Origin of the sequence: Methylobacterium sp. 1030 (assembly GCF_040544715.1) — a bacterium.
GTDB lineage: Bacteria > Pseudomonadota > Alphaproteobacteria > Rhizobiales > Beijerinckiaceae > Methylobacterium.
The window spans coordinates 26,227-51,194 of record NZ_JBEPKM010000014.1; the positions used below are offsets into that span (position 1 = coordinate 26,227).

The window sequence follows — 24,968 nt, forward strand, 5'->3', positions numbered from 1 at the left end:
CTCAGTGCCGGTATCGTTCGGCCAGGGCCATGAGGGCCTGGGCGAGCTCGGTGAGGTTGGCGGAGGCGGCCTCGACCTGCCGCGTGCCGGCCGCGGTCTGCTGGCTGGCCTGGCGGATGTTCTGCAGCGCCCCCATCACCTGCTCGATGCCCAGCTGCTGCTGGTTGGTCGAGGCCACGATCTGCTGGAACGTCTGCACGTTCTCCTCCACCCGCGCGGTGATCTCCTCGATCGTGCGCTGCGTCGTGTCCGAGCGCGTCTTGCCCGCCGCCGCGCGCTTGACCGCCTCCTCGGTCAGCATCACCGACGTGTTGATGCCCCGCTGGATCTCGCCCAGGATCCCACGCACCTGCCCCGTGGCCGCCTTGGCCTGGTCGGCCAGGAGCTTCATCTCCGAGGCCACCACCGAGAAGCTGCGCCCGCTCTCGCCGGCCGCGGCCGCCTCGATGGCGGCGTTCAGCGCCAGCAGGTGCGTGCGCTCCGAGATGTCGTTGACCGTCTCGATGATGTCGCCGATCGTCTGGGTCTTCTCCGACAGGCTGACGATGTTGCCCGCCACCGCCTCCGCCTGCTCGCGGATCGCGTCCATGGCTTTGGCGGTGTCGGAGACCGCGCGCAGCCCCTGGCGAGAGGTCTGGGCGGTGGCCTGGGCGGTGGCGATCACCTCGGTGGCGCGCTTGGAGATCTGCGCCCCCGAATGGGTGATCTCGTCCACCGTGGCGGCGGTCTCCTGCACGGCGGCGAACTGCTGCTCGACCGAGGCCGCCTGCTCCTGCGCCGAGGCGCGGATCTCGGCCGCGGCCGCGTTCAGGTCCGCCGTCGCCGCCCGGTTCGTCCGCGCCAAGTCCGACAGACCCGAGACCATCGTGTTCAGCGTCGTGCTCAGACGGCCGATCTCGTCGCGCCCGCCCGCCGCCAGCTGGCCGGACAGGTCGCCCTCGCCGACGCGGCCGACGAAGGCCATGACCGTCTCGAGCGGCCGCACCACCGCGCGGCTGATCAGCCACGTGATCAGGACCGCCAGCAGCACCGCGGCGGCCAGGGTCAGGTAGATCGAGAGGCGCGAGCGCTCGTAGACCTCCTGCGCGGCGCGCTGGCCCAGCGCCATGCCGCCGTCGAGCTGCGAGCGGAGGTTCTTGATCCCCTCGAGGAAGGGTGCCTGCAGCCGCGCGATCTCCGCGTTGCGGGCCTCGACCGCCGCGACGTCCTGCTGGGCGATGGCGGCGAACTGCGCCTCGCCCTGCGCCCTGACCTCGCGGAACGAGCCCTGGACCGCGGTCGCCGCCGCGGCGATGCGGTCCCAGGCCGCGACGCGCTCGGCGGACACGACCTGCGTCCGGTACTGGGTGGCGAGCTGGATCGTCGTGGCGAGCCGGTTCTCGACCTGGGCCGCGGTCTGGCGCCAAGCCGCCAGGGTGTCGCCGGCCTGGGTCGCGCGCCCCTGGGCCTGCATCAGCATCGTGATCACGGCCGTGCGGCGCAGGAGACCGAGGTCGCGCGCGTCGTTCCCGAGATCGTCGAGCTGGCGCAGGATCGTCATGTCCCGCCGGACGATCGCGTCGGTCGTGTCGCGCACCGCGCCGATCTGCTCCAGGGCGTAGAGGCCGAGCGCCACCACCACCACCGTGATGGCGAAGAAGCCGAGGAGGATGCGTTTTCCGATCGAGAGCGACACGGGCGGGGATGGCTCCGGTTGGGGCAGGCGGCCCGGTCAGGGCAGCGCGCGGCGCAGGAGGCGGGGGAGGTCGATGACGACGAAGTCGGGACGGCCGTCGCCCGCCGCCCCGGAGGCCGGGGCATAGACCGAGGCGGCCTCGTTGCCCAAGCGGTCGGGATCGGTCGCCTCGGCGCCGGCCGCGCCAGGGGCCCGGGCGATGCCCAGGACCCGGTCCACCGCGAGGGCGAGGGGCTGGGGGTGGACGCCGCGCAGCACGATCATGTGGGCCGCCGCGTCGGCGTCGGACGCGGGATCCGGCCGGCCGAGGGCCCGGGCGAGGCTGAGCACGCCGACGATCCGCCCGGACAGGGCGACGAGACCGTCCAGCGCCGGCACCGCCCCGGGCATCGGCGTGGCGGGGCGCGACGGCAGGACCTGGGCGACGGCCGCCAGCGGCACGCCGTAGCGCTCGCCACCGCAGGCGCAGACGAGGTGATCGACGCCCGAATCGGTCGCGGCCGCCGCGGAACCGCGCCGGGCGAGGGCGGCGGCGCGCTCGGCGCGCAGGTCCCGCTCCGGCCGCGGACGGCCGCCCTGTGCACTCGGGCCTGCGCCCATCAGGACCTCCTGCTGCCGGCGCCGCCGAGCGCGGCGCGGGCCGCGGCCGCGCTGGCCGCGATCTCGCCCGCGGAGGCGCCGTCGCCCTCGGGCAGCGCCGTGTCCGGCCCGAGGGCTTGACTCAAGGCGACGGCGTTGTCGAGGGCGCGGAGCGCCTCGTGCGGCCGTCGCAGCGCGATCAGCAGCAGGCCGAGGTGGTAGTGGGCCATCACGAAACCGCGGTCGAGGTAGAGCGCGGCCCGCAGCGCCCGCTCGGCCTCGGCGTCGCGTCCGAGGGTGCGGGCCAGGAGGCCCTCGTAGAAGCGCAGGGCGGTGTCGGTCGGATCGCGGTCGAGGGCGCCCCGCAGCGCCCGCCAGGCCGCTCCGGTCTCGCCGGAATCGGCCAGCGCGCGGATCCGGTCGAGGTCGACGGCGTCCTCCTCTTCCGGCCGGTCCTCCCGGGTCTCGGGCGCTGCGGGAGCCGGACCGGTGCCGGGTGCGGTGACCGGGTCTGGGGCGGGAACGGCCGCGGCGTCGGCCTCTGCAGCCCCGGACTGGCCCGGGCCAGGATCCGCCGGGAGCGGCTCCGTCGCCTGTCGCGCCGGAGGGACGGGGTCCGGCGCGGGCGCACCGGACAGGGCGACCGGTGGCGCGACCGGCGGCGCTTCGGCGCGCGGTCGGTAGGCCACGGTCCCGGGCAGGCTGACGGCGTCGAGGAAGCTCGCGAAGGCGGGGCTCGGCTCGGCGTGGCCGAGGAGCAGCCAGCCCTCCGGCCGCAGCCTGCGGCCCAGCCCGCGCACCACCGCGGCGACCGTCCGGGCATCGAAGTAGATCAGCACGTTCCGGCAGAGGATCAGGTCGAAGGGCTCGCCCTGCGGCGGCCCCGGCTCGACGAGGCTCAGCAGGTTGCCGCGCTCGAACCGGACCGGACCGCGGTATTCGGGCCGGAGGGCGTAGCCGCCCTCGCGCCGGATGCCCGGCGCGGGCGGCAGCCGGGTGAAGTAGCGGAGCCGGTCCTCCGGCGGCATGGTCCGGAGCGCCCAGCGGCCGTACTCGGCGGCGCGGGCCGTGGCGAGCGCCTCGACGCTGATGTCGGTGCCGAGGATCGCCACCCGCCACTCGGGCAGGGCGTCGCCGAGCAGCTCGTGCACCAGGATCGCCAGGGAATAGGCCTCGGCCCCCGTGGAGCAGCCCGCGCTCCAGATCCGCAGGACGCGCTCGGACGCCCGCGCCGCGATCAGCGCCGGCAGGATCGTCGCGCGCAGCGCGCTGAACTGCTCGGCGTAGCGGAAGAAGAACGTCTCGCCGACGGTGATCTCGGCCTCCAGCCGGGCCCATTCCGCCTCGCCTTCCGCGCCGCTCGACAGGAGGGCCGCGTAGGCGGCGCAGTCGGCCACGGCGGCGGCGCGGAACCGGCGGTGCAGCCGCTCGATCAGCAGCTCGTCCTTGTCGGTGTAGTAGTGGTGGCCGGTGCGCGCGATGATGCGCGCCTTGAGCGGCGCGTAGGCGGGATCGGCACTCAGGTCGGGACGGGGATTCCCCGGTCGGGCCATCGCGCGGTCAGACGGCGTGCGGCAGCGCGGCGAGACGTTCGGCGGCCGCCCGGGCCAGGGCGTCGACGCGGGCCCGTTCCTGCACGGTCAGGAGGCGCTCCGGCGCCAGAGCGTGGACGAGGCGCTCGCCGAGGACGAGCTCGGCCGCGACGCAGCCGTTGAGCGTGTCGGCCGCCTCGGCCGGCCGGACCGCGGAATCCGGGACGGTCGCGAGGTCCGCCACGCGATCGACGAGGTACGCGACGGCCTCGCCCTGCATCAGCGCGAGATGGGCGTAGAGACCGGGCGTCGCGCCGGCCGGGCGCAGGCCGAGCAGCGCCGCGAGGTCGACGACCGGGACCGGCGTGCCGCCGAGATTGAGGAATCCGGTGAGCCAGCTGCCGGAAGCGGGCGGCGCGTGCAGATCCGGCAGCGGCAGGATCTCGGCGACCGCGCCGCGGGGCAGGGCGCAGGCCGTGCCTGCGACATCCAGCAGGAGATAGGCCGAACCGCTGCTGGCCACCGCCACCCGCTCCCCTGTTGCTCGGTCGCGGCCGGGCCGGGACGGGTCGCGACATAGGCCGAGTTAACGCTGCCGGCAATTGTGCGCCGCACGGGCGCGATGACGCGGAACCAAGTCTCGCCTGAGCCGCTTATTTTCCGACGCAGCGGCAACGCGCCTGACGAGGCGCGGCGCTTTGCCTGCGCCGGTCTACGCCAGGGATTGACGATGAGGAAACTTCTGTTGGCCGCCGCGTCGCTGACGCTCCTCGCGGGCTCCGCCTACGCCCAGGGCAACTCGCCCTACAACGCCTCGGGCGCGCAGGCCGGCGGCCCGCGCGGCGGCCTGGAGCGCGCCGGCGAGGCGGCCGCGATGGAGCAGGGAGCCGCTCCGGCCGCGCGTCCGATGATGCGCAAGCGCATGAAGCACAAGCGGATGAAGCATCATCGCCGGATGCGCCACCACATGTGAGTGGCGAACACCGGGACGCGCCGCAGGCGTCGTCCGGGTGGCTCGGCCTGTCGCACCCGCGGCAGGCCTTTTTTATGCCCGGTCGCAGGCGAAATGCCGGTTGTGCGGGCCTGAAGCATAGTGCAGTCCGGTCGACGCGTGCCGTCCGACTGTTGCCGGCCGGCGCGGCGCGGTCCAGAGTTGTGCGAAAGCCGCTACGCCCGAACATGTTCGCAAACGAACATCGTCCGGCAATCAGTACAGCGGTGCGACGGCCTCACGAAGGCGAGGGAGTATCGATGTCACGACCGCTCGACCGGAGATCCGACGACAGGATCGAGGCGACCGGTGTCGAGGGGCGGCGCAGCGCGATCGTCGCCTCGGTCCGCCAGCGCGGCTTCGTGACGATCGAGGCCCTGGCGGCGCAGTTCGGCGTCACCGTCCAGACGATCCGGCGCGACCTCAACGAGCTGAGCGCCGAGGGGCGGCTGGAGCGCTACCGCGGCGGCGGCGGCCTGCCCTCCAGCGTCGAGAACATCGATTACGCCGACCGGCGGGTGACCCTGCTGCCGGAGAAGAGCCGGATCGGCCGCCTCGCGGCGAGCCGTATCCCGTCGCACTGCTCGGTCTTCATCAACATCGGCACGACACCGGAGGCCGTCGCCCGCGAGCTGACCCGACACGACGATCTCAGCATCATCACCAACAACCTCAACGTGGCGATCTCGCTCGCCGAGACGACCGAGTTCCGCATCGTCGTGGCGGGCGGCACCGTGCGGAACCGCGATGGCGCGGTGCTGGGTCAGCTCACCTGCGACACGCTCAGCCAGTTCCGGGTCGACGTGGCGGTGATCGGCATCAGCGGCATCGACGGCGACGGGGCGCTCCTCGACTACGATTACGAGGAGGTGCGGGCGACCCAGACCATCCTGGCCCATGCCCGGAAAACCTTCCTGGTGGCCGACCACACCAAGTTCACGCGGCGGCCCATGGTCCAGGTCGGGCGCCTGGAGCAGGTCGACACCTTCTTCACCGACCGGGCGCCACCGGCCGAGATCGTCGCGCTCATGGAGCGCCTGGGCGTAAACTTGGCGGTCGCCGACAGCGCGGACGAACCGTAACGAACATCAATTTTTCGCTTGCGAAAGCCGACCGCCGCGTCAATATAGTGCCGAACCGCCACCAAGGCGGCCCAGGAGGAATCATGGCGGCTGCACCGCGACAGCGCGAGCCGTCCGACGCCTACGATCTCCTGATCATCGGCGGCGGCATCAACGGCACGGGCATCGCCCGGGACGCGGCCGGCCGGGGTCTGTCGGTCCTGCTGGCCGAGCGCGGTGACTTGGCCGGCTTCACCTCCTCGTCGTCGACGAAGCTGATCCACGGCGGCCTGCGCTACCTCGAATACTACGAGTTCCGCCTCGTGCGTGAGGCGCTCGCCGAGCGCGAGCGGCTGCTGCGGCTCGCCCCGCACGTGATCTGGCCCCTGCGCTTCGTCCTGCCTCACGACGAGGGCCTGCGCCCGGCCTGGATGCTGCGGCTCGGCCTGTTCCTCTACGATCACCTCGCGCGGCTGCGCACGCTCCCGGGCTCGCACGGGGTCGACCTGCGCAGCTCCGCCTACGGGGCGCCGCTGCAGCGGCGCCTGACGCGCGGCTTCGTCTATTCCGACTGCTGGGTCGAGGACAGCCGCCTCGTGGTGCTCAACGCCATGGACGCCCGTGAGCGCGGCGCCACGGTGATGACCCGCACCGGCGTCGTCTCGGCCCGGCGCGAGGGTGACGGCTGGGTCGCGACGCTGCGCGACGAGCGCGGCGGCACCGAGCGGACGGTCCACGCGAAGGCCGTCGTCAACGCCGCCGGCCCGTGGGTCAGCGAGACGCTCGGCGGCACGCTCGGCATCAACAGCCGCGCGGCGGTGCGGCTGATCAAGGGCAGCCACATCGTGGTCAAGCGCCTGTTCGCGGGCGATCAGGCCTACATCCTGCAGCAGCCCGACAAGCGCATCATCTTCGCGATCCCCTACGAGCGCGACTTCACGCTGATCGGCACCACCGACGTCCCCTACGAGGGCGAGCCCGGCCCGGTCTCGATCTCCGAGAGCGAGACCGACTACCTCTGCGGCTGCATCAACCGCTCCTTCGACACGACGATCACCCCGGCCGACGTGGTCTGGAGCTACTCGGGCGTGCGCCCGCTCTACGACGACGCGGCCGAGAACGCGTCGGCCGTGACCCGCGACTACGTCCTCGACGTGGAGGACCAGGGCGGGGCGGCTGCGGTGCTGTCGGTCTTCGGCGGCAAGATCACGACCTACCGGCGGCTCGCCGAGCACGCGCTCGAGAAGCTGAAGCCCTACTTCCCGCACCTCGGGAAGTCCTGGACTGGCGACGCGGTCCTGCCGGGCGGCGCCATGAAGGACGCCGATTTCGACCAGTTCCTCGCCAAGCTGCGGGCCGAGACGCCGTTCCTTCCGGAGGAGACCGCCCGCCGCCTCGCCCGCGCCTACGGCACCCGGGCCCGGGACATCGTCGGGACGGCGCAGTCCCTGGCGGATCTCGGCGAGGCCTTCGACGGCGGCCTCACGGCGGCCGAGGTCGACTACCTGCGCACCGAGGAGTGGGCGGTCACCGCCGACGACATCCTGTGGCGGCGCTCCAAGCTCGGTCTGCGCACCGGCGCGGAGAGCGCCGCGCGCCTCGCCGCCTACCTCGACCGCAGGGCCGAGGCCGCCTGACGCTTTCGAACCCGATCCGGCGACAGACCGCTCGGGCCATCTAGGGGAGGGAACGATGAGCCGTTACGTCGGGGCCATCGACCAGGGCACAACCAGCAGCCGCTTCATCGTGTTCGACCGGGAGGGCAGCGTGATCGCACTCGCCCAGGCCGAGCACGCGCAGATCTACCCGGCTCCCGGCCACGTCGAGCACGACGCCACCGAGATCTGGACGAAGACCCAGAGCGTGATGCGCGAGGCCCTGGAGAAGGGCGGGCTCCAGCCCTCCGACCTCGCGGCAGTCGGCATCACCAACCAGCGCGAGACCACGCTGATCTGGGACCGGACGACCGGCAAGCCCCTGCACAACGCCCTGGTCTGGCAGGACACCCGCAACGACCGGCTGGTGGGCGAGTTCGCCCGCGACGGCGGCCGCGACCGGTTCCGCGACCTCACCGGCCTGCCGCTGGCGAGCTACTTCTCCGGCCTCAAGCTGCGCTGGCTGCTCGACCACGTCGAGGGCGCCCGGCAGAAGGCCGAGGCCGGGGACGTGCTGTTCGGCAACATCGACACGTGGCTCGTCTGGAACCTGACCGGCGGCACCGAGGGCGGCCTCCACGTCACCGACGTGACCAACGCCAGCCGCACGCAGCTCATGTCACTGAAGACCCTCGACTGGGACGAGGGCATGCTGTCGACCTTCGGCATCCCGCGGGCGATGCTGCCGAAGATCGTCTCGTCGAGCGAGGTCTACGGCGAGACCAGCGCTCCGTTCGCGGGCGTTCCGATCGCCGGCATCCTGGGCGACCAGCAGGCGGCCCTGTTCGGCCAGACCTGCTTCGCGCCGGGCGAGGCCAAGAACACCTACGGCACCGGCTGCTTCGCGCTGATGAACACCGGCGAGGAGCCGGTCCCGTCGAAGGCCGGCCTCGTCACCACGCTGGCCTACCGCCTCGACGGCCAGAAGCCGGCCTACGCGCTCGAAGGCTCGATCGCCATCACGGGCGCCCTGGTGCAGTGGCTGCGCGACAACCTGCACATGATCAAGGATTCCGCCGAGGTCGAGACGCTCGCCACGACGGTCGAAGACAACGGCGGCGTCTACTTCGTGCCGGCCTTCTCGGGCCTCTACGCGCCGCACTGGAACGAGGGCGCCCGCGGCCTGATCATCGGCCTGACCCGCTACGTCAACCGCGGCCACATCGCCCGCTCGGTGCTGGAGGCGACCGCCTTCCAGACCCGCGAGGTGCTGCAGGCCATGGCCAAGGATTCTGGCATCCCCGTCAAGGAGTTGCGGGCCGACGGCGGCATGGTCGCCAACAACACCCTGATGCAGTTCCAGTCCGACCTGCTCGACGTGCCGGTGGTGCGCCCGAAGGTGGCCGAGACCACGGCGCTCGGCGCCGCCTACGCGGCGGGTCTCGCGGTCGGCTACTGGAAGGGCCTCGACGACCTCAAGCGCAACTGGGGCGTCGACAAGCGCTGGACGCCGAAGATGGATGCCGGCCAGCGCGAGAAGATCGCCGCCGCCTGGAGCCGGGCTGTGCAGCGCTCCTTCGACTGGAAGACCGACGAGGATTGAGACGGGCTCGGGGCGCACACGCCCCGCGCAGTCCCACTCGCGCCCGCATCCGGAGCCGCTGCGCGGCGGCCTCGAAGAAGGGCTCCAGATCGCCGCGGGATCCCCGGAGGCCTTCGAAGAGGCCTCCGGGGCGCTCCGGTACCGCAGGAGAGGGTGCCGGCCCGGATCTGCGTAACCATTCGGTGACCGCCACCGGCGTTCACGCGCTCGCCAAAGCTTTGAACTTTCACAAAAAGCAGCGAACGGGGGAGACGAGACGATGACATCACCCTTCCTGGGCGAATTCCTGGGCACCATGACCCTGATCGTGCTCGGCGACGGCGTCGTGGCCGGCGCCCTGCTCAAGCATTCCAAGGGCGAGAATGCCGGCTGGATCGCCATCACGGCGGGCTGGGCCTTCGCGGTCCTCGCGGGCGTCTTCGTGGCCAACGCCACCGGCAGCGCCGACGCCCATATCAACCCGGCCGTCACCGTGGCGGGCGCGGTCAGTTCCGGCGATTTCAGCAAGATCCCCGTCTACATCCCGGCCCAGATGCTCGGCGCCTTCGTGGGCGCCGTGCTCGTCTGGCTCCACTACCTGCCGCACTGGGGCGCGACCCAGGATCCCGGCCTCAAGCTCGCCTGCTTCTGCACCGGCCCGGCGATCCGCGACGCGAAGGCCAACTGGATCTCCGAGATCATCGCGACCTTCTTCCTGATCCTGACGATCTCCGCCCTCGTGACCACCACCCTGGGCTCGGCCGGCGCGATCCCGCGGGCCGTCGCGCCCTACATGGTCGGCATGCTGGTCTGGGGCATCGGCCTGTCGCTCGGCGGCACCACCGGCTACGCCATCAATCCGGCCCGCGACCTCGGGCCGCGCGTCGCCCACGCGGTGCTGCCGATCGCCGGCAAGGGCAGCTCCGACTGGGGTTACGCGCTGATCCCGGTGGCCGCGCCCCTGGTCGGGTCGGTGCTGGCCGGGCTCTTCGTCCGGGCGCTGGGGATCTGACGGAACGGCCGCACCCTCAACCACCGCGGGGCGGCCCGGCGTCGCGGCGGTTTGCGGCGCGCGGCCTTGGGCCCTAAGTCAGGGCGATCCCGACCGCGCCCCTGGGGCGCTTCCCCGCGGTGTGCCCCCGACCCATGGCCGTCGTCCTCGACACCCTGAAGAACGATCCGCGGCCGGTCCGCCTGCGCCACCCCGAGAAGGCGCACCGGCCCGACCAGCCCGTCCAGGCCAAGAAGCCGGACTGGATCCGCGTGAAGGCGCCGGGCTCCAGGGCCTGGTCCGAGACGCAGAAGATCGTGCGCGAGCACGGTCTGGTCACGGTCTGCGAGGAGGCGGGCTGCCCGAATATCGGCGAGTGCTGGGAGAAGCGGCACGCCACCTTCATGATCATGGGCGACACCTGCACGCGGGCCTGCGCCTTCTGCAACGTGCGCACCGGCCTGCCCGACGCCCTCGACCTGGGCGAGCCGGACAAGATCGCCGATTCGGTGGCCAAGCTCGGCCTGCACCACGTGGTCATCACCTCGGTGGACCGGGACGACCTGAAGGACGGCGGCGCCGAGCATTTCGCCCGGACCATCGCGGCCATCCGGCTCGCGAGTCCCGGCACGACCGTCGAGATCCTGACGCCCGACTTCCTGCGCAAGGACGGGGCGCTGGAGGTCGTGGTCGCCGCCAAGCCCGACGTGTTCAATCACAACCTGGAGACGGTGCCGGCCAAGTACCTCACGGTGCGGCCGGGTGCCCGCTACTTCCACTCGGTGCGCCTGCTGCAGCGGGTGAAGGAGCTCGACCCGACGATCTTCACCAAGTCCGGCATCATGGTCGGGCTCGGCGAGGAGCGGAACGAGGTGCTCCAGCTCATGGACGACCTGCGCTCGGCCGACGTCGACTTCCTCACCGTCGGCCAGTACCTGCAGCCGTCGAAGAAGCACCACGAGGTCGTGCGCTTCGTCCCCCCCGACGAGTTCAAGGCCTACGAGACCACCGCCTACGCCAAGGGTTTCCTGCTGGTCTCGGCCACGCCGCTCACGCGCTCGTCGCACCATGCCGGCGAGGATTTCGCGCGTTTGCAGGCGGCGCGTCTGGCCAAACTGTCGCCCGCGCTCTCGGCCTGAGGATATCCGAAGACCATGCCGTCCTTCCGGGTCACCCGCGCGGTGAAGCACACGCCGCAGCAGATGTACGACCTCGTCGCCGACGTGGAGCGCTACCCCGAGTTCCTGCCGCTCTGCGAATCCCTGCGGGTGATCCGCCGGCAGGACATGCCCGAGGGCGGGCAGGTGCTGATCGCCGAGATGGGCGTCGGCTACAAGGCGATCCGCGAGCGCTTCACCACCCGGGTCACCCTCGATCCGGCGAGTCTCAAGATCGTCGCCGAGTACATCGACGGCCCGTTCCGGCACTTGGAGAACCGCTGGCTGTTCAAGGACGGCCCCGACGGCGGCTGCAACGTCGACTTCTTCATCACCTACGAGTTCAAGAGCCGCACCCTGGGGCTCCTCATGGGCACGATGTTCGACCGCGCCTTCCGCAAGTTCACCGACGCCTTCGAGGGGCGGGCGAACCGGATGTACGGGGCGCGGGCTTAGCCGCCGTCCTCGCGCGCGCCGTGAAGCGACCCAGGGAAATGGGACGCCTCCGAATGTGGCGTTGCCCTGGATTGCTTCGCAGCGCTCGCAAAGACGGTGCGCAGGGATGGCGTCAGGCCCGCAGCGACACGCGCACGTGCTCGGGCCGCACATCCATCCCGATCCTCAGCGCCGGAAGGACCTGAAGCCGCGGCAGGGCGTCGAAGAGGCGCAGGGCGAGCGGCGCCCGGACCGGCACGTCGGCCGCCAGCGACGCGGCGATCACGCGGGACTGCCTGGGGGAGGGCGCGGAAGCGCTCGGTGAAGCCCGGCTCGTCCATCGGCCGGAGGGGTGGATGGTCTCGCCCCGGAAGTCGCGCAGGAAGTCCGCGTGCGTCTCCAGAACGGTGACGTCGAGGCTCGCGCGGACGAAGAGCAGGCCGGCCATCGTCCGGGCGGGGCCCCCGCCGACGATGCAGAGGCGGGTCGTCATCGTACCCGTGGGCCGTCCTTCCCGTGCCGCGATCAGTCGCCGAGGGCGTCCTCCAACAGACCGAGCGCGTCGGCCACGGCGGCGCGGCGGATGCCCGCGCGCCCGAGATCGCCGTAGCGCCGCTCCAGATGGCGCGTCTCGCCATCTCGCCGACTGAGGCCGAAATGCACCAGCCCCACCGGCTTCTCGGCGCTCCCGCCCCCCGGGCCGGCGATGCCGGTGATCGCGACAGCGACGGAGGCCCGCGACGCGGCCAGCGCCCCGGCGGCCATCGCCCGCGCCACGGGCTCGCTGACCGCGCCGTGCCGGCAGATCAGGTCGATGGGCACACCGATCGCCTCGGCCTTCGCGTCGTTCGAGTAGGTGACGAAGCCGCGCTCCAGGACGGCCGACGAGCCCGGCACCGCGGTGAGCAGCCCGGCCACGAGGCCGCCCGTGCAGGACTCGGCGGTGGCGACGGTGCGCCCGTCCGCCGCGTAGGCGTTAACCAGCGCCTCGGCCCGGGCGAGAAGCTCTGCGTCGTCGACCATCGCGAACGGGCTCCCCTCGGGCGCCGCCGCCCTATCTCCTGTTGTGACCCATGGCCGAGCCCGGCTCAAGGACCGGCGGCCGCCGACTGGAGACAGCCCTTCCATGATCTTCCCCGCGACCACGGCCTTCTACGCCGGGCTGCTCGCCCTCGTGTATCTCGGCCTCTCGGGATGGGTGATCGGGGCCCGCGTCTCCGGGAACGTGCTGCTCGGCGACGGCGGCGACGACACGGTCCTCAGGCGCGTGCGCTCGCACGCCAATTTCGCGGAATACGTGCCGCTGGCCCTGATCGTCGTCGGCCTGCTGGAGGCGAGCGGCGGCAGCCACGGGCTCGTCCGGGCGCTGCTGGTCGCCCTGCTGGTCGCCCGGATCCTGCACCCGATCGGGATGTTCGCGCCCCCGAACTCGCCGCGCCAGTTCGCCTGCCGGGGCGGCGGCATCCTGCTGACGATGGCGGTCCTGGGCGTCGCGGCGATCGCGCTGCTGGTGCGGGTGGCCTGAGGCGGAGCGCGACGCCCCCTCCCGTGCGAGAGAGGGGCCCGCGCCCGACCTCTGGCCGCTCAGCCCTGCCGCATCGCGGTCTCGGCCTGCGCGTCGAGGGCGGGGCCGTCCTCCTCGGGCAGCCGGACCGTCGCGGCCGCCTGGGCGGCGAGCCCCTCCGCCCGGCCGACGAAGCCGAGCTTCTCGGTGGTCGTCGCCTTGATGGAGACCGCCGAGAGCGGGACGCCCGCGATGGCGGCGATGCGCGCGCGGATCTCCTCGCGGTACTTGCCGATGCGGGGGGCCTCGGCGAGCACGGTGATGTCGAGGTGGTCGATGCGGCCGCCGCGGGCACGGACGAGGTCGCAGGCATGGGCCAGGAACTGGTCCGAGGAAGCCCCGCGCCAGCGCTCGTCGGAGGGCGGGAAGTGGGTGCCGATATCGCCGTCCGCGATGGCCCCGAGCAGGGCGTCGGTCAGGGCGTGCAGCGCGACGTCGCCGTCCGAGTGGGCGAGCACGCCGCGGTCGGCGGGGATCTTCACCCCGCCCAGCCAGACATGGTCGCCGGTGGTGAAGGCGTGCACGTCGAAGCCGGTGCCGAGGCGGGTCACGTAGGTGGTCATGGCGCGGGCTCCCGGCGCTGGCAATGCGGTGGTCTCGGTCGCGAAGGCGCGGTCCGCCTCGATCAGGTCGGCGGGCTGGGTGATCTTGCGGTTGGCGACGTCGCCCGCGAACACCACCACCGGCAGGCCGGCCCATTCGGCGAGGGCGCCGTCGTCGGTGAAACCGTCGAGGCCCTGCGCGACGGCGTCCCGGTGGGCGCCGAGCAGCGGGCCGAACACGAAGGCCTGGGGTGTCTGGACCGCGCGCAGGTGCTCCCGCGGCGGGGTCTCGTGCACCCGGCCGATGCCGGGAGCGATGTCGACGACGCGCTTGACCGTGTCGGTGACCGGCACGCCGGGAACGGCCGCCCCGTGGTCGCGGCCGGCCGCGATCGCCCGGGCGATCAAAGCGGAATCCACGTAGGGGCGGGCGGCATCGTGGACGAGCACGATCTCGGGCGCGTCGCCGGTGGCCAGGGCCTCGAGACCGGCGCGCACGGAGAGCTGGCGCGTCGCGCCGCCCTCGACCGGCGGCGCGACCTTGGCGCGGATCGCGGGCGCGAGTTCCTCCAGGCAGTCGCGGAAGAACTCCGCCGCGTCGGCGGCGATCACAGGCTGAATCCGCGCGATCGAGTCGTCCGCCGCGAGCGCCGCCAGGGTGCGGGTGAGGACCGCTTGGCCGCCGACGCGGCGGTACTGCTTGGGGGTGCCGCCGCCGATGCGGATGCCGCGTCCGGCCGCCACCACCACCGCGGCGACGCCGGCTCCCGCGCTGGCGGGTCCGGTGGCTGGCGTGCCGGTGGCGGGCATGGGCAACGAGCTCGTGACGTCCTGAGGGGCGGAATGGCGGCCAGCGCGCGGGCCAGGCGTGCCGCCGTGACCCTGCCGCGGAGGGTGCCCGTCGTTTAAGCGGGGGAGGGCCCGAAATCAACGCGCGGTCCCGCTTGCCAGCGGACCGGCTTTGCCTCATTGTTGTGCAGAATGACGACTGACCAATATTTGAGCGCGCTGCGCCGTGCGGGAGCGACCGCGGAGGGGGCAAACGGGACCGATCCCGCCCCGCTCTGCCTGCTCGCGCCGCTCTCGGGCGTCACCGACCTGCACATGCGCCGCATCGCCCGCCGCTGCGGCGCCGACGCGGTCGTCTCCGAGATGGTGGCGGCCCGGGAACTCGCGCGCGGGTCCGGCGAGGCCGCGATGCGCGCCGAGGGCTCCGGGGTCGACCTGCACGTGGTCCAGCTCGCGGGCTGCGAGGCGGGCCCGATGGCGGAGGCCGCCCGGATCGCGGAGGCCGGGGGCGCCGACGTGATCGACGTGAACATGGGCTGCCCGGCCAAGATCGTGACGGGGATCGCCTCGGGCTCGGCCCTGATGCGCGACCTCGACCACGCCGAGCGCCTGCTCGCCGCGGTCCGGGGCGCGGTGTCGGTCCCGGTGACGGTGAAGATGCGCCTCGGCTGGGACGACGCGAGCCGCAACGCCGTGGATCTCGCCGCCCGGGCCGAGCGGCTGGGCCTGAACGCCGTGACGGTCCACGGGCGCACCCGGCAGCAATTCTACAAAGGCAGCGCCGACTGGTCGGCGATCGGGGCCGTCGTCGCGGCGGTGTCGATCCCGGTGATCGCCAACGGCGACGTGACCGACCTCGCCAGCGCCCGCGCCTGCCTGGACGCCTCCGGCGCCGCGGGCGTCATGATCGGCCGTGCGGCGACCGGCCGCCCCTGGCTGGTCGGCCAAGTCGCCGCGGCGCTCGCGGGCCGGCCGGCCGCGGAACCGTCCCGGGCCGCGCAGGCCGTCCTGGCCGCCGAGCATTACGCGGGGCTGCTGTCGCTCTACGGCCGCGACATGGGCGTGCGCCACGCCCGCAAGCACCTCGCCGCCTATGCCGAGACCGGCGGCGCGCTGGGTCCCGCGGAACGCGCGACCCTCCTCACCACCACCGACCCGGAGATCGCGCTCAACCTGCTGGCCCGGGCCTTCGCGGGTGCGGCGAACCCCGTGCAGGAGGCCGCGTGAGCGACGAGCCCCTCCCGCGCGAACCCGGCACCCGGCGCGACACGGCCGCCGAGGCCGTCCTGAACGCGCTGCCGCTGCCGGTCCTGACCATCGGCGCCGACGAGCAGATTCTCCACTGCAACCACGCCGCGGAGGCGTTCTTCGACTACTCGGCGCGCCTGATGCAGCGCCGGCGCCTGCGCGACATCATCCCGTTCGCCTCGCCGATCATCGCGCTCGTGGCCGAGGTCCGCCGCCGCCGCGCCAGCGTCAGCGAGTACCGGGTCGAGCTGACCCAGCCGCGCCTCGGCCTGGAGCGCAGCGTCGACGTGTTCGCGACGCCGCTCGGCGACGACGGCGAGGCCGTGGTGATGATGCTCCAGGAGCGCACCATCGCCGACAAGATGAACCGCCAGCTCACCCATCGCGGCGCGGCGCGCTCGATGGTGGCGCTCGGCGCGATGCTGGCCCACGAGATCAAGAACCCGCTCGCCGGCATCCGCGGCGCGGCGCAGCTCCTCGAGAGCACCGGCGCCGAGGAGGACCGGCTGCTCACCCGCCTGATCTGCGACGAGTCGGACCGGATCGTCCGCATCGTCGAGCGCATGGAGCTGTTCGGCGACGAGCGCCCCTCGGATCGCGGCGCCGTCAACGTCCACGGGGTGCTCGACCAGGTGAAGCGCTCGGCGCAGTCGGGCTTCGCCCGGCACATCCGGTTCATCGAGACCTACGACCCGTCGCTGCCGCCGGTGCTCGGCAACCGCGACCAGCTGATCCAGGTGATCCTGAACCTCGTGAAGAACGCCGCCGAGGCGATCGGCCCGGACGCGGTCGAGGGCGAGATCACCCTGTCGACCGCCTTCCGCACCGGCCTGCGCCTGCAGGTTCCGGGCTCCCGCGAGCGGGTCAGCCTGCCGATCGAGGTGGCGGTGCGCGACAACGGCCCGGGCATCTCGGCCGACCTGCTGCCCGACCTGTTCGACCCGTTCGTCACCACCAAGGCGCAGGGTTCCGGCCTGGGTCTTGCTTTGGTGGCCAAGATCGTCGGCGATCACGGCGGGATCGTCGAGTGCGATCCCGCCCCGCGCCGCACGGCGTTCCGCATCCTTCTGCCGATGTCGAGTGCCCGGGACGGGCGCGAATCGGCGGTCGATCCGTGATGTCGATCCCCGAATCCGGCCCCCCGTCGGAGGTCTGAGTAGAGAGTCATGCCGAACGGCCACATCATCGTCGCCGACGACGACGCCGCCATCCGCACCGTGCTGAACCAAGCGCTGTCCCGGGCGGGCTACGAGGTCCGCTCGACGGGCAACTGCGCCACCCTCTGGCGCTGGGTCGCGCAGGGGGAGGGCGACCTCGTCATCACCGACGTGGTCATGCCCGACGAGAACGTGTTCGACCTGCTGCCGCGCATCAAGCGGGTGCGGCCGGAACTGCCGATCATCGTGATGAGCGCGCAGAACACCTTCATGACGGCGATCCGCGCCTCGGAGCGCGGCGCCTACGAGTACCTGCCCAAGCCCTTCGACCTGAAGGAGCTGATCGCCATCGTCGGCCGGGCGCTCTCGCGCCCCCGCGGCGCGGCGCCGGCCGGGGCGCCCCCCGAGAACGAGGACATCCCGCTGGTCGGCCGCTCGCCGGCCATGCAGGAGATCTACCGGGCGCTCGCCCGGCTGATGCCGACCGACCTCACCGTGATGATCACCGGCGAGTCGGGCACCGGCAAGGAGCTGGTCGCCCGCGCGCTGCACGATTACGGCCGCCGCCGCACCGGCCCGTTCGTGCCGGTCAACATGGCGGCGATCCCGCGCGACCTGATCGAGTCCGAGCTGTTCGGCCACGAGAAGGGCGCGTTCACGGGCGCGCTCCAGCGCTCCGCCGGCCGGTTCGAGCAGGCCGAGGGCGGCACGCTGTTCCTCGACGAGATCGGCGACATGCCCATGGAGGCGCAGACCCGGCTGCTGCGCGTGCTCCAGCAGGGCGAGTACACGACGGTGGGCGGGCGCGTCCCGATCCGCACCAACGTCCGGATCATCGCGGCCACCAACAAGGACCTGCGGGTCTCGATCCAGCAGGGCATCTTCCGCGAGGACCTGTTCTTCCGCCTCAACGTCGTGCCGCTGCGGCTGCCGGCCCTGCGCGAGCGCTCCGAGGACGTGCCGGACCTCGTCCGCCACTTCTTCGTGCTGGTCGAGCGCGAGGGCCTGACCCGGAAGACCCTGGACGGCGACGCCATGGAGCGGCTGAAGCGCTACCGCTGGCCCGGCAACGTCCGCGAGCTCGAGAACCTCGTCCGGCGGCTCGCCGCCCTCTACCCGCAGGAGACGATCACCGGCCCGGTGATCGAGGCCGAGCTCGACACGCTGCCGCTGGCGACACCCGCGGCGCCGGCCGCCAACGGCGCCGCCCGCAAGGCCAACGGCGAGTCGGAGACCCTGTCCAGCGCGGTGGAGCGCCACCTCTCGGACTACTTCTCCGGCTATCGCGACACGCTGCCGCCCCCCGGGCTGTATCACCGGATCCTGCGGGAGATCGAAGGCCCGCTGATCGGCGCGGCGCTCGCCGCCACCCGCGGCAACCAGATTCGGGCCGCGGAGCTGCTCGGCGTCAACCGCAACACCCTGCGCAAGAAGGTCCGCGACCTCGACCTGCAGGTCTTCCGGACGGCGCGGTAGGGCGATCCCCGGCCGATCCCAACACATCCCAGGTCCCGAGGTGCGCGCGGCGCGCCCCGGGATCACGCGGAGGGTGGGATGAGCGCGCTCCGGCCCGCTCTCAGCGGCCCGGCAGGATCGGGTCGCCGCGCATCAGCGCGTGCAGCCGCTCCGTGTCGAACCCGTTGGGGATGCTGGGCACGGCCGGCTTCGGCGCCGGTGCGGCCTTCGCCGTAAGCGGGATCGACCCCGTCGCCGACGGCTCGGCCTGGGCGGCACGGACCACCGGCGCCGGCGCCAGATGGGCGAGCCGGTCGGCGCTGACGAGGGCGACGGTCGCCGTCGAGACGAGGACGAGGACGGCGCCGAGGAGGGAACGCAGGATACGCAAGCGACCACCCGGGACGCGACTTGAGACGGCAACAGATTTACGGCGCGGCCGTTAACGAAGCCCCACTCCAAGTCTTCGGGAGGCGATATTGACCAACGTCCAGGCCACCGCGAGCGACAGCCCGTTCATCCAGGGCCGCAACGCGCGCCTCTACGGGAAGCCCGTGAGCGAATGCCCCTATCCGGAGGGCTCCCAGGAGCGCGCCGCGTGGATGGAGGCCTACGAGGAGGCCGCGGTCTCGGATCCGCCCGAGAAGCCGTGACGGCGGAAAACGCGGCGGCCCGGCACTGCGAGCCCGCGCGTCCGGCTTGACCTCGCCGGGCGCGGCGCGCTTCGTGCGGTGCACCGCAACGCGATCTCCGAGCCTCGATGTCCCTGAAGCCCTCGCCCGACGCCACGCAGACCTTCGCGCCCGCGACGCGCCTCGTCCACGCGGGCCGCGACCCGGGCGAGCAGCACGGCTTCGTGAACACGCCGATCTACCGCGGCTCCACGGTCCTCTACCCGACCTACGACGCGATCAAGAACCGGCGCGGGCGCTACAATTACGGCACCTCGGCGACGCCCACCATGGACGCGCTGACGGGGGCCTGGACGGAACTCGCCGGCGCCGCCGGCACCGTCGTGACGCCCTCGGGCCTCGCGGCGCTCACCGTGGCGCTGATGGCCGCGGTGTCGGCGGGCGACCACCTCCTCGTCACCGATTCCGCCTACCGGCCGACCCGCCAGTTCTGCGACGGCGTGCTGGCGCGCTACGGCGTCGAGATCACCTACTACGACCCGGTCATCGGCGCCGGCATCGCGGAACTGATGCGCCCGAACACCCGGGCCGTGCTGGTCGAGGCGCCCGGATCTCAGAGCTTCGAGATGCAGGACATCCCGGCCATCGCCGAGGTGGCGCACGCCCACGATGCCTGCGTGATCATGGACAACACCTGGGCGACGCCGCTGCTGTTCCCGCCGCACGCGCGCGGGGTCGACATCGCCGTGGAGGCCGGCACCAAGTACCTGAGCGGCGGCTCGGACCTGCTGATCGGCCTGACCTCCGCCAACGCGCGCTACTACCCGGCCGTGCGCCGCACCTTCGACCATTTCGCCATGTGCGCCGGCGCCGAGGACATCTTCCTGGCGCTGCGCGGCCTGCGGACGATGAACCTGCGGCTGCGCGAGCACGGCCGCGCCGGCCTTGAGATGGCCCGGTGGTTCCAGGCGCGCCCCGAGGTGCTGCGGGTGCTCCATCCCGGCCTGCCGGAGGATCCGGGCCACGCGATCTGGAAGCGCGACTTCGCGGGCGCCTCCGGTCTGTTCGGGGTGATCCTCAAGCCGGTGCCCGAGGCGGCGGTGGCGGCCATGCTCGACGGGCTGCAGCTCTTCGGGATGGGCTTCTCCTGGGGCGGCTTCGAGAGCCTCGTGATCCCCTTCGACTGCGCGGGCTACCGGACCGCGACCCGGTGGGCGCCCGGCGGACCGGCGCTCCGCTTCCACATCGGCCTCGAGGACACCGCCGACCTCAAGGCCGACCTCGACGCCGGCTTCGCGCGCCTCCGGGCGGCGTCGTAGGGCGGTCCCGTCCCCGACGGGCGGGGACCGGCGAACCTCAGGGCCGGGACGCGCGGCGGGAGCGGCGCCACATCCGCGCATCGTGATGTGCGTGCGCGCCGTCGCGACCGGCGACGGCACCACCGTATTTGACCTCGCGCCGCGTTCCTGATTGACCGGCCCGGCATGACCACGAGCCTCTCCGCCGGCGGCGCGCCGCGCCTTGCCCCCGTCGACCGGATCGGCCGCGGGCTCGACGCGCTGAGCCTCACCCATGCCAGGGCCGCCGCCGCCCTGCTGGCGCTGTGCCTGCTCCTGTTCCTGCCGGGCCAGATCTCGCTGCAGCCGATGGACCGCGACGAGCCCCGCTTCGCCCAGGCCTCGAAGCAGATGCTGGAGAGCGGCGACCTCGTGGATATCCGCTTCCAGGGCGAGGCGCGGCACAAGAAGCCGGTGGGGATCTACTGGGCGCAGGCCGCCGCCGTGGCGGCCGGCGAGGCGCTGGGCGTGCCCGGCGCCCGCACCCAGATCGCCCTGTACCGCATCCCGTCGCTGATCGGCGCCGTCGCCTCGGTCCTGCTCGCCTACTGGGGGGCGCTCGCCTTCCTGCCCCGACGGTCGGCGCTGCTCGCCGCCGCCCTCTACGGCGCCTGCCTGATGCTCTCGGCCGAGGCCCACCTCGCTAAGACCGACGCGCTGCTCGCCGCCTGCGCCACCGCGAGCCTCGCCGCGCTCGCCCGCGCGTGGCTGGCGCCGCGGGACGGCAGGCCGGTCTCGGGGCCGACCTTCGCGGCGTTCTGGCTCGGCATGGCGGTCGGGATCCTGGTGAAGGGGCCGATGGTGCCGCTCTTCGTCGCGCTGCCGGCGCTCGGCCTGTCGCTCGTCGCGCGGTCCGGCCGCTGGCTGCTGCCCCTGCGGCCGTGGCCGGGCCTCGCCCTGACGCTCCTGCTGGTGGCGCCCTGGTTCGCGGCGATCGCCTGGAAGAGCGGCGGCGCGTTCTACGCCGAGGCGGTCGGGCACGACATGCTCGGCAAGGTCGGCGGGGTGGCCGAGCGGCACTGGGGACCGCCCGGGGCCTACGCGCTCGTGTTCTTCGCGACCTTCTGGCCCGGGGCGGCCTTCGCCGCCATGAGCCTGCCCTTCGCGTGGCGGGCGCGGCGGGAGCCCGCCGTGATCTTCCTGATCGCCGCGGTGCTGCCGGCCTGGCTGATCTTCGAGGCGGTGCCGACCAAGCTGCCCCACTACGTGCTGCCGCTGATGCCCTGGCTCGCGATCCTGACCGTGCTGGCGCTGAACCGGGGTGCGCTGGACCCGCGCCTGCGGGGCGCCCGCCTGACGGCCCTGCTGCTGCCGGCGATCCCGGTCGCCCTGACCCTCGGCCTCTGCCTCGCCGGCTGGCGCCTGGACGCCCACACGATCCCGTGGCCGGCCCTCCCGCTGCTCGCCGCTGCCTGCGCGGTCGCATTCCTGGCCTGGCTCGCCTTCGCGCACGGGTCGGCCGAGCGCGCGCTCGTCCTCGGCGTGCTGGCCTCCGCCCTGCTCGGGCCCGCGGTGCTCGGCTTGGCGCAGCGCTCGCTGCCGGCCCTGAAGGTCTCGCCGCGGCTCGCGGCCCTGCGCGAGCGGATGCCCTGCCCGAACCCGCTCGTGGCGAGCCTCGGCTACCGCGAGCCGAGCCTCGTCTTCCTCGTCGGCACCGGCCTCGCCCTGCCGCCCGACGGGGCCGCCGCCCGGTCCTTCCTCGAGGGCGGCGGCTGCCGCCTGCTCTTCGTGGAGTCCCGGGACCGCGACGATTTCAACGCGGCCTGGCCGGTGGGACGCGGCGCGCCCGCGCCCCTGGCGGAGGTCGAGGGCTTCAACCTCAACACCGGCCGCCGGGTCTTCGTGACGGCCTACGCGGTGGCGCCGTGAGCGGATCCCCCCATCTCAGCGTCGTCGTTCCGGTCAAGAACGAGGCCGGCAACATCGCGCCCCTGGTGGCCGAGATCGAGGCCGCCTGCGCGGGCCTCGCCTTCGAGCTGATCTACGTGGATGACGGCTCCACCGACGGCACGCCGGCGGCCCTGGCGGCGGCCCGGGCGGGGCGCCCCTGGCTGCGGGTGCTGCGCCACGCGCGGAGCGGCGGCCAGTCGGCGGCGGTGCGCAGCGGCGTCCTGGCGGCCCGCGGCGGGATCGTCGCGACCCTCGACGGCGACGGCCAGAACGATCCGGCCTTCATCCCCGCGCTGCTCGAGGCCCTTGAGGCGGCGGGACCGGGGGCCGGTCTCGCCCAGGGCCAGCGGCGCGGCCGCAAGGACGGCCGCTTCAAGATGCTCCAGTCCCGGATCGCCAACGGCGTGCGCGGCCGGATCCTCAACGATTCCACCCGCGACACCGGCTGCGGCCTGAAGGTCTTCCGCCGCGCCGTGTATCTCAGGCTGCCGTATTTCGACGCCCTGCACCGGTTCATGCCGGCCCTGGTCGCCCGCGAGGGCTTCTCCGTCGTCCACCGCGACGTGGTCGACCGGCCGCGGCTGACGGGGGTGTCCAATTACGGCCTGTTCGACCGCCTCTGGGTCGGGCTCCTCGACCTCGCCGGCGTCTGGTGGCTGATCCGGCGCAAGCGCGCGGACCCGCGGCCCGAGGAGATCGCCGGCCCGGCCGGCGCGCCGGCGGAGCCGCCGGCCGGCCAACCCGCGGACCAGGACGTCGGATGCTGATCCAGCTCGCCCACGATCTGCCGGCCTATTTCTACGACGTGTTCGTCACCCGGCTCGACTTCTGGCTGGTGTTCGGAATCGTCGCCCAGGTGGTGTTCGGATCGCGCTTCATCCTGCAGTGGATCGCGAGCGAGCGGGCCGGGCGGAGCGTGATGCCGCTGTCGTTCTGGTTCCTGTCGATCCTCGGCGGGATGATGACGCTGGTCTACGGGTTCGTGCGCCGCGAGCCGGTGATCATCATCGGCCAGAGCCTCTCCACCGGCATCTACCTGCGCAACCTCGCGCTGATCTTCCGCGAGCGGCGGAGGAAGCGGGGCGCCGCATGACACGGACGCCGCTGCCCGCCTTCTACGACGACCTCGACGCCACCTTCGCGGAACTCTGGCGGCTGCTGGCGGACGGGGCCGCCCATGGCCGTGGCGGCGTCCACCTGCCGACCCTGGCGACGCTCGGGGCCGATGGCGGGCCGCGGCTGCGCACCGTGGTCCTGCGCGCCGCCGACCCGGGAGAGGGAACGCTCCGGTTCCACTGCGACCGCCGCTCCGACAAGGCCGCCGAGATCCTGGCCGCCCCCGCCTGCGCCCTCGCCGCCTACGACGCGGCCGCGAAGATCCAGATCCGCGTCGAGGGCCGCGCCGCGCTGCACACCGACGACGCTCTGGCCGAGGCGGCCTGGACCGGGTCCCGGGCGATGAGCCGGGTCTGCTACGGGGCCGAGCCCGGCCCCGGCACGTCGCTTCCGGCGGGGGACGCCTACAGCCTGCCGGACGAGACCGCGGCCGCGACGCTCGGCCGGCCGCACTTCGCCGCCGTTCTGGTTCGGGCCGAGCGGCTGGATTTCCTCTATCTCGACCGCCGCGGACACCGCCGGGCCGCCTGGCATCGGCTGGCCGGCGGGTGGTCCGGTGGCTGGATCGCGCCGTAGCCGGAGCGCCGTCCGCGAGCCGGGCCGCCCGGGGTCGGCTCGCCGGTCCAGATGGCAGCCCTGCACCGCCCGGCCTGTCGCGATCGGGCCGTCCGGGCTAAAGCCCGCGGACCCGGCCGCCCATCCGGGTCGACCGGGAGGACTCCGTGGGCCTCGTCTACGCGCTCGCCGCCTATCTGAGCTGGGGCCTCGTGGTCCCGGTGCATTTCCGGATGCTCGGGGCCTACACGCCGTACCACATCCTGTCGGAGCGGATCGTCTGGTCGAGCGTGTTCGCCGGCGCGCTGGCGCTGATCCTCGCGGCCCGCCACCGCCTCAACCTGCCGCTGCCGCTCCGGAAGCGCCACGCGCTGCTGGTGCTCTCGGCGGCGATGATCGGCGTGAACTGGCTGCTCTACCTCTACGCCGTCAGCGGCGGGCACCTGCTCGACGCGAGCCTCGGCTACTACATCAATCCCCTCGTGAGCGTGGCGTTTGGCCGGGTGGTGCTGGGCGAGCGCCTGCGGCCGGCGCAGGCCGTCGCGATCGGTATCGCCGCGACGGGCGTCGCCGTCGCGGTGGTGTGGGCCGGGGAACTGCCGCTGATGTCACTGTCGCTGGCGGTGAGCTTCGCCCTCTACGGGCTCGCCCGGAAGATCGTCGGCGTCGACGCGCTGGTCGGGTTCCTGGCCGAGACCCTGCTGCTGCTGCCGGCGGCGATCGTCTGGCTCGTCCTGTCGCCCGAGCCGTTCCTGCCGGCCGCGCCGGGGGACCGTGCCCTGCTGATGCTCACGGGGCTGACCACCGCGCTGCCGCTGATCTGGTTCGCCGCCGCGGCGGTGCGCCTGCGGCTCACGACCCTGGGCCTCCTGCAGTACGTGGCGCCGACCTGCCTGCTCGTTCTGAGCGTCCTCGTCTACGGCGAGCGCGTCGAGCCGCATCGGGCGCTGATGCTCGCGCTGATCTGGGTGGCGCTCGCGCTCTACACGATCGACGCCCTGCGGTTTCGCCGGCCGCCGGCCCCCGCGGCCCCGCGGTCGGATCCGGACGCGATGCGTGTATAAGGAATACTGGTTCAAGCCGCC

At 73.0% G+C, this 24,968-nt stretch carries 25 protein-coding genes and 1 pseudogene; 18 read left to right on the plus strand and 8 right to left on the minus strand.

The annotated features are described in order from the left end of the window. Position 1 precedes the first annotated feature (1 nt). From ABIC30_RS20435 to ABIC30_RS20450, 4 genes are read right to left on the minus strand one after another with little or no spacing between them, the layout of a single operon-like run. Complete coding sequence (locus ABIC30_RS20435) at positions 2-1,675, minus strand: methyl-accepting chemotaxis protein (protein ID WP_091977363.1); 1,674 nt, start codon at positions 1,673-1,675, stop codon at positions 2-4. A 36-nt stretch (positions 1,676-1,711) separates the two neighbouring features. Continuing rightward, entirely contained in the window at positions 1,712-2,275 is a 564-nt protein-coding gene (locus ABIC30_RS20440) for a chemotaxis protein CheW (protein WP_354456032.1), read from the minus strand. Beyond that, positions 2,275-3,807 (minus strand): CheR family methyltransferase, encoded by a 1,533-nt coding sequence (locus ABIC30_RS20445; protein WP_354456033.1) that lies wholly within the window; start codon positions 3,805-3,807, stop codon positions 2,275-2,277. The genes ABIC30_RS20440 and ABIC30_RS20445 overlap by 1 nt, the downstream gene beginning before the upstream one ends. Before the next feature lie 7 nt (positions 3,808-3,814). Next, a complete protein-coding gene (locus tag ABIC30_RS20450) occupies positions 3,815-4,309 on the minus strand; it encodes a chemotaxis protein CheW (protein WP_026605288.1) in 495 nt (164 codons plus the stop codon). Positions 4,310-4,516: 207 nt separating this feature from the next. On the opposite strand from ABIC30_RS20450, the gene ABIC30_RS20455 reads away from it, so the two are divergent. The 7 genes from ABIC30_RS20455 to ABIC30_RS20485 all read left to right on the plus strand — a co-directional run bounded on the left by ABIC30_RS20455 (position 4,517) and on the right by ABIC30_RS20485 (position 11,619). Next, a complete protein-coding gene (locus ABIC30_RS20455) occupies positions 4,517-4,759 on the plus strand; it encodes a hypothetical protein (RefSeq protein WP_026605287.1) in 243 nt (80 codons plus the stop codon). A gap of 278 nt (positions 4,760-5,037) precedes the next feature. Further along, positions 5,038-5,859: a DeoR/GlpR family DNA-binding transcription regulator gene (locus tag ABIC30_RS20460; RefSeq protein WP_020095420.1), complete on the plus strand. Its 822-nt coding sequence runs from the start codon at positions 5,038-5,040 to the stop codon at positions 5,857-5,859. Positions 5,860-5,942: 83 nt separating this feature from the next. Beyond that, the gene (gene glpD / locus ABIC30_RS20465) at positions 5,943-7,475 is read left to right on the plus strand and encodes a glycerol-3-phosphate dehydrogenase (RefSeq protein ID WP_020095419.1); all 1,533 of its coding nucleotides are present in this window, start codon (positions 5,943-5,945) and stop codon (positions 7,473-7,475) included. Positions 7,476-7,530: 55 nt separating this feature from the next. Continuing rightward, positions 7,531-9,036, plus strand: coding sequence for a glycerol kinase GlpK (gene glpK / locus ABIC30_RS20470; protein ID WP_020095418.1), 1,506 nt, complete (start codon positions 7,531-7,533; stop codon positions 9,034-9,036). 259 nt (positions 9,037-9,295) lie between these two features. Further along, complete coding sequence (locus tag ABIC30_RS20475) at positions 9,296-10,027, plus strand: MIP/aquaporin family protein (protein ID WP_331327300.1); 732 nt, start codon at positions 9,296-9,298, stop codon at positions 10,025-10,027. A 134-nt stretch (positions 10,028-10,161) separates the two neighbouring features. Further along, on the plus strand, positions 10,162-11,145 hold the full coding sequence (lipA, locus tag ABIC30_RS20480; protein WP_020095416.1) for a lipoyl synthase: 984 nt from the start codon (positions 10,162-10,164) through the stop codon (positions 11,143-11,145). Between the two features lie 15 nt (positions 11,146-11,160). Beyond that, the gene (locus ABIC30_RS20485; protein WP_020095415.1) at positions 11,161-11,619 is read left to right on the plus strand and encodes a type II toxin-antitoxin system RatA family toxin; all 459 of its coding nucleotides are present in this window, start codon (positions 11,161-11,163) and stop codon (positions 11,617-11,619) included. Between the two features lie 325 nt (positions 11,620-11,944). Here ABIC30_RS20485 and ABIC30_RS20495 read toward each other — a convergent pair. Together ABIC30_RS20495 and ABIC30_RS20500 are read right to left on the minus strand one after the other, a co-directional pair. Then, positions 11,945-12,091: pseudogene (locus ABIC30_RS20495) on the minus strand (FAD-dependent monooxygenase); the annotation flags it as partial. Positions 12,092-12,123: 32 nt separating this feature from the next. Next, positions 12,124-12,621, minus strand: a complete 498-nt coding sequence (locus tag ABIC30_RS20500; RefSeq protein ID WP_331327298.1) for a CinA family protein — start codon at positions 12,619-12,621, stop codon at positions 12,124-12,126. A 103-nt stretch (positions 12,622-12,724) separates the two neighbouring features. On the opposite strand from ABIC30_RS20500, the gene ABIC30_RS20505 reads away from it, so the two are divergent. Beyond that, a complete protein-coding gene (locus ABIC30_RS20505; RefSeq protein WP_091680423.1) occupies positions 12,725-13,123 on the plus strand; it encodes an MAPEG family protein in 399 nt (132 codons plus the stop codon). A 59-nt stretch (positions 13,124-13,182) separates the two neighbouring features. Here the strand turns inward: ABIC30_RS20505 and ABIC30_RS20510 are convergent, their stop codons facing one another. Next, positions 13,183-14,514, minus strand: coding sequence for a bifunctional 2-C-methyl-D-erythritol 4-phosphate cytidylyltransferase/2-C-methyl-D-erythritol 2,4-cyclodiphosphate synthase (locus ABIC30_RS20510; RefSeq protein ID WP_331327297.1), 1,332 nt, complete (start codon positions 14,512-14,514; stop codon positions 13,183-13,185). A gap of 171 nt (positions 14,515-14,685) precedes the next feature. On the opposite strand from ABIC30_RS20510, the gene dusB reads away from it, so the two are divergent. Genes dusB through ntrC form a run of 3 tightly spaced genes read left to right on the plus strand, consistent with a single transcriptional unit; the run spans position 14,686 to position 18,374 of the window. Continuing rightward, complete coding sequence (gene dusB, locus ABIC30_RS20515; RefSeq protein ID WP_026605285.1) at positions 14,686-15,720, plus strand: tRNA dihydrouridine synthase DusB; 1,035 nt, start codon at positions 14,686-14,688, stop codon at positions 15,718-15,720. After that, positions 15,717-16,859: a two-component system sensor histidine kinase NtrB gene (locus ABIC30_RS20520; protein WP_020095410.1), complete on the plus strand. Its 1,143-nt coding sequence runs from the start codon at positions 15,717-15,719 to the stop codon at positions 16,857-16,859. The genes dusB and ABIC30_RS20520 overlap by 4 nt, the downstream gene beginning before the upstream one ends. 48 nt (positions 16,860-16,907) lie before the next feature. Further along, positions 16,908-18,374, plus strand: a complete 1,467-nt coding sequence (gene ntrC / locus ABIC30_RS20525) for a nitrogen regulation protein NR(I) (RefSeq protein ID WP_012319142.1) — start codon at positions 16,908-16,910, stop codon at positions 18,372-18,374. A 100-nt stretch (positions 18,375-18,474) separates the two neighbouring features. Here ntrC and ABIC30_RS20530 read toward each other — a convergent pair whose 3' ends face one another. Continuing rightward, entirely contained in the window at positions 18,475-18,744 is a 270-nt protein-coding gene (locus ABIC30_RS20530; protein WP_020095409.1) for a hypothetical protein, read from the minus strand. An 88-nt stretch (positions 18,745-18,832) separates the two neighbouring features. On the opposite strand from ABIC30_RS20530, the gene ABIC30_RS20535 reads away from it, so the two are divergent. The 7 genes from ABIC30_RS20535 (at position 18,833) to rarD (ending at position 24,947) form a co-directional block, all read left to right on the plus strand. Next, on the plus strand, positions 18,833-19,006 hold the full coding sequence (locus tag ABIC30_RS20535; protein WP_020095408.1) for a ribosome modulation factor: 174 nt from the start codon (positions 18,833-18,835) through the stop codon (positions 19,004-19,006). 107 nt (positions 19,007-19,113) lie between these two features. After that, positions 19,114-20,304 (plus strand): cystathionine beta-lyase, encoded by a 1,191-nt coding sequence (metC, locus tag ABIC30_RS20540; RefSeq protein ID WP_020095407.1) that lies wholly within the window; start codon positions 19,114-19,116, stop codon positions 20,302-20,304. 165 nt (positions 20,305-20,469) lie between these two features. Continuing rightward, positions 20,470-22,191, plus strand: coding sequence for an ArnT family glycosyltransferase (locus tag ABIC30_RS20545; RefSeq protein WP_354456034.1), 1,722 nt, complete (start codon positions 20,470-20,472; stop codon positions 22,189-22,191). Continuing rightward, complete coding sequence (locus ABIC30_RS20550; RefSeq protein WP_020095405.1) at positions 22,188-22,979, plus strand: glycosyltransferase; 792 nt, start codon at positions 22,188-22,190, stop codon at positions 22,977-22,979. Before ABIC30_RS20545 ends, ABIC30_RS20550 begins: the two co-directional genes overlap by 4 nt. Further along, entirely contained in the window at positions 22,973-23,305 is a 333-nt protein-coding gene (locus ABIC30_RS20555) for a lipid-A-disaccharide synthase N-terminal domain-containing protein (protein WP_020095404.1), read from the plus strand. The genes ABIC30_RS20550 and ABIC30_RS20555 overlap by 7 nt, the downstream gene beginning before the upstream one ends. After that, entirely contained in the window at positions 23,302-23,904 is a 603-nt protein-coding gene (locus ABIC30_RS20560) for a pyridoxamine 5'-phosphate oxidase family protein (RefSeq protein ID WP_020095403.1), read from the plus strand. The genes ABIC30_RS20555 and ABIC30_RS20560 overlap by 4 nt, the downstream gene beginning before the upstream one ends. A gap of 146 nt (positions 23,905-24,050) precedes the next feature. Then, positions 24,051-24,947: an EamA family transporter RarD gene (rarD, locus tag ABIC30_RS20565; protein WP_020095402.1), complete on the plus strand. Its 897-nt coding sequence runs from the start codon at positions 24,051-24,053 to the stop codon at positions 24,945-24,947. Positions 24,948-24,968: the final 21 nt, after the last annotated feature.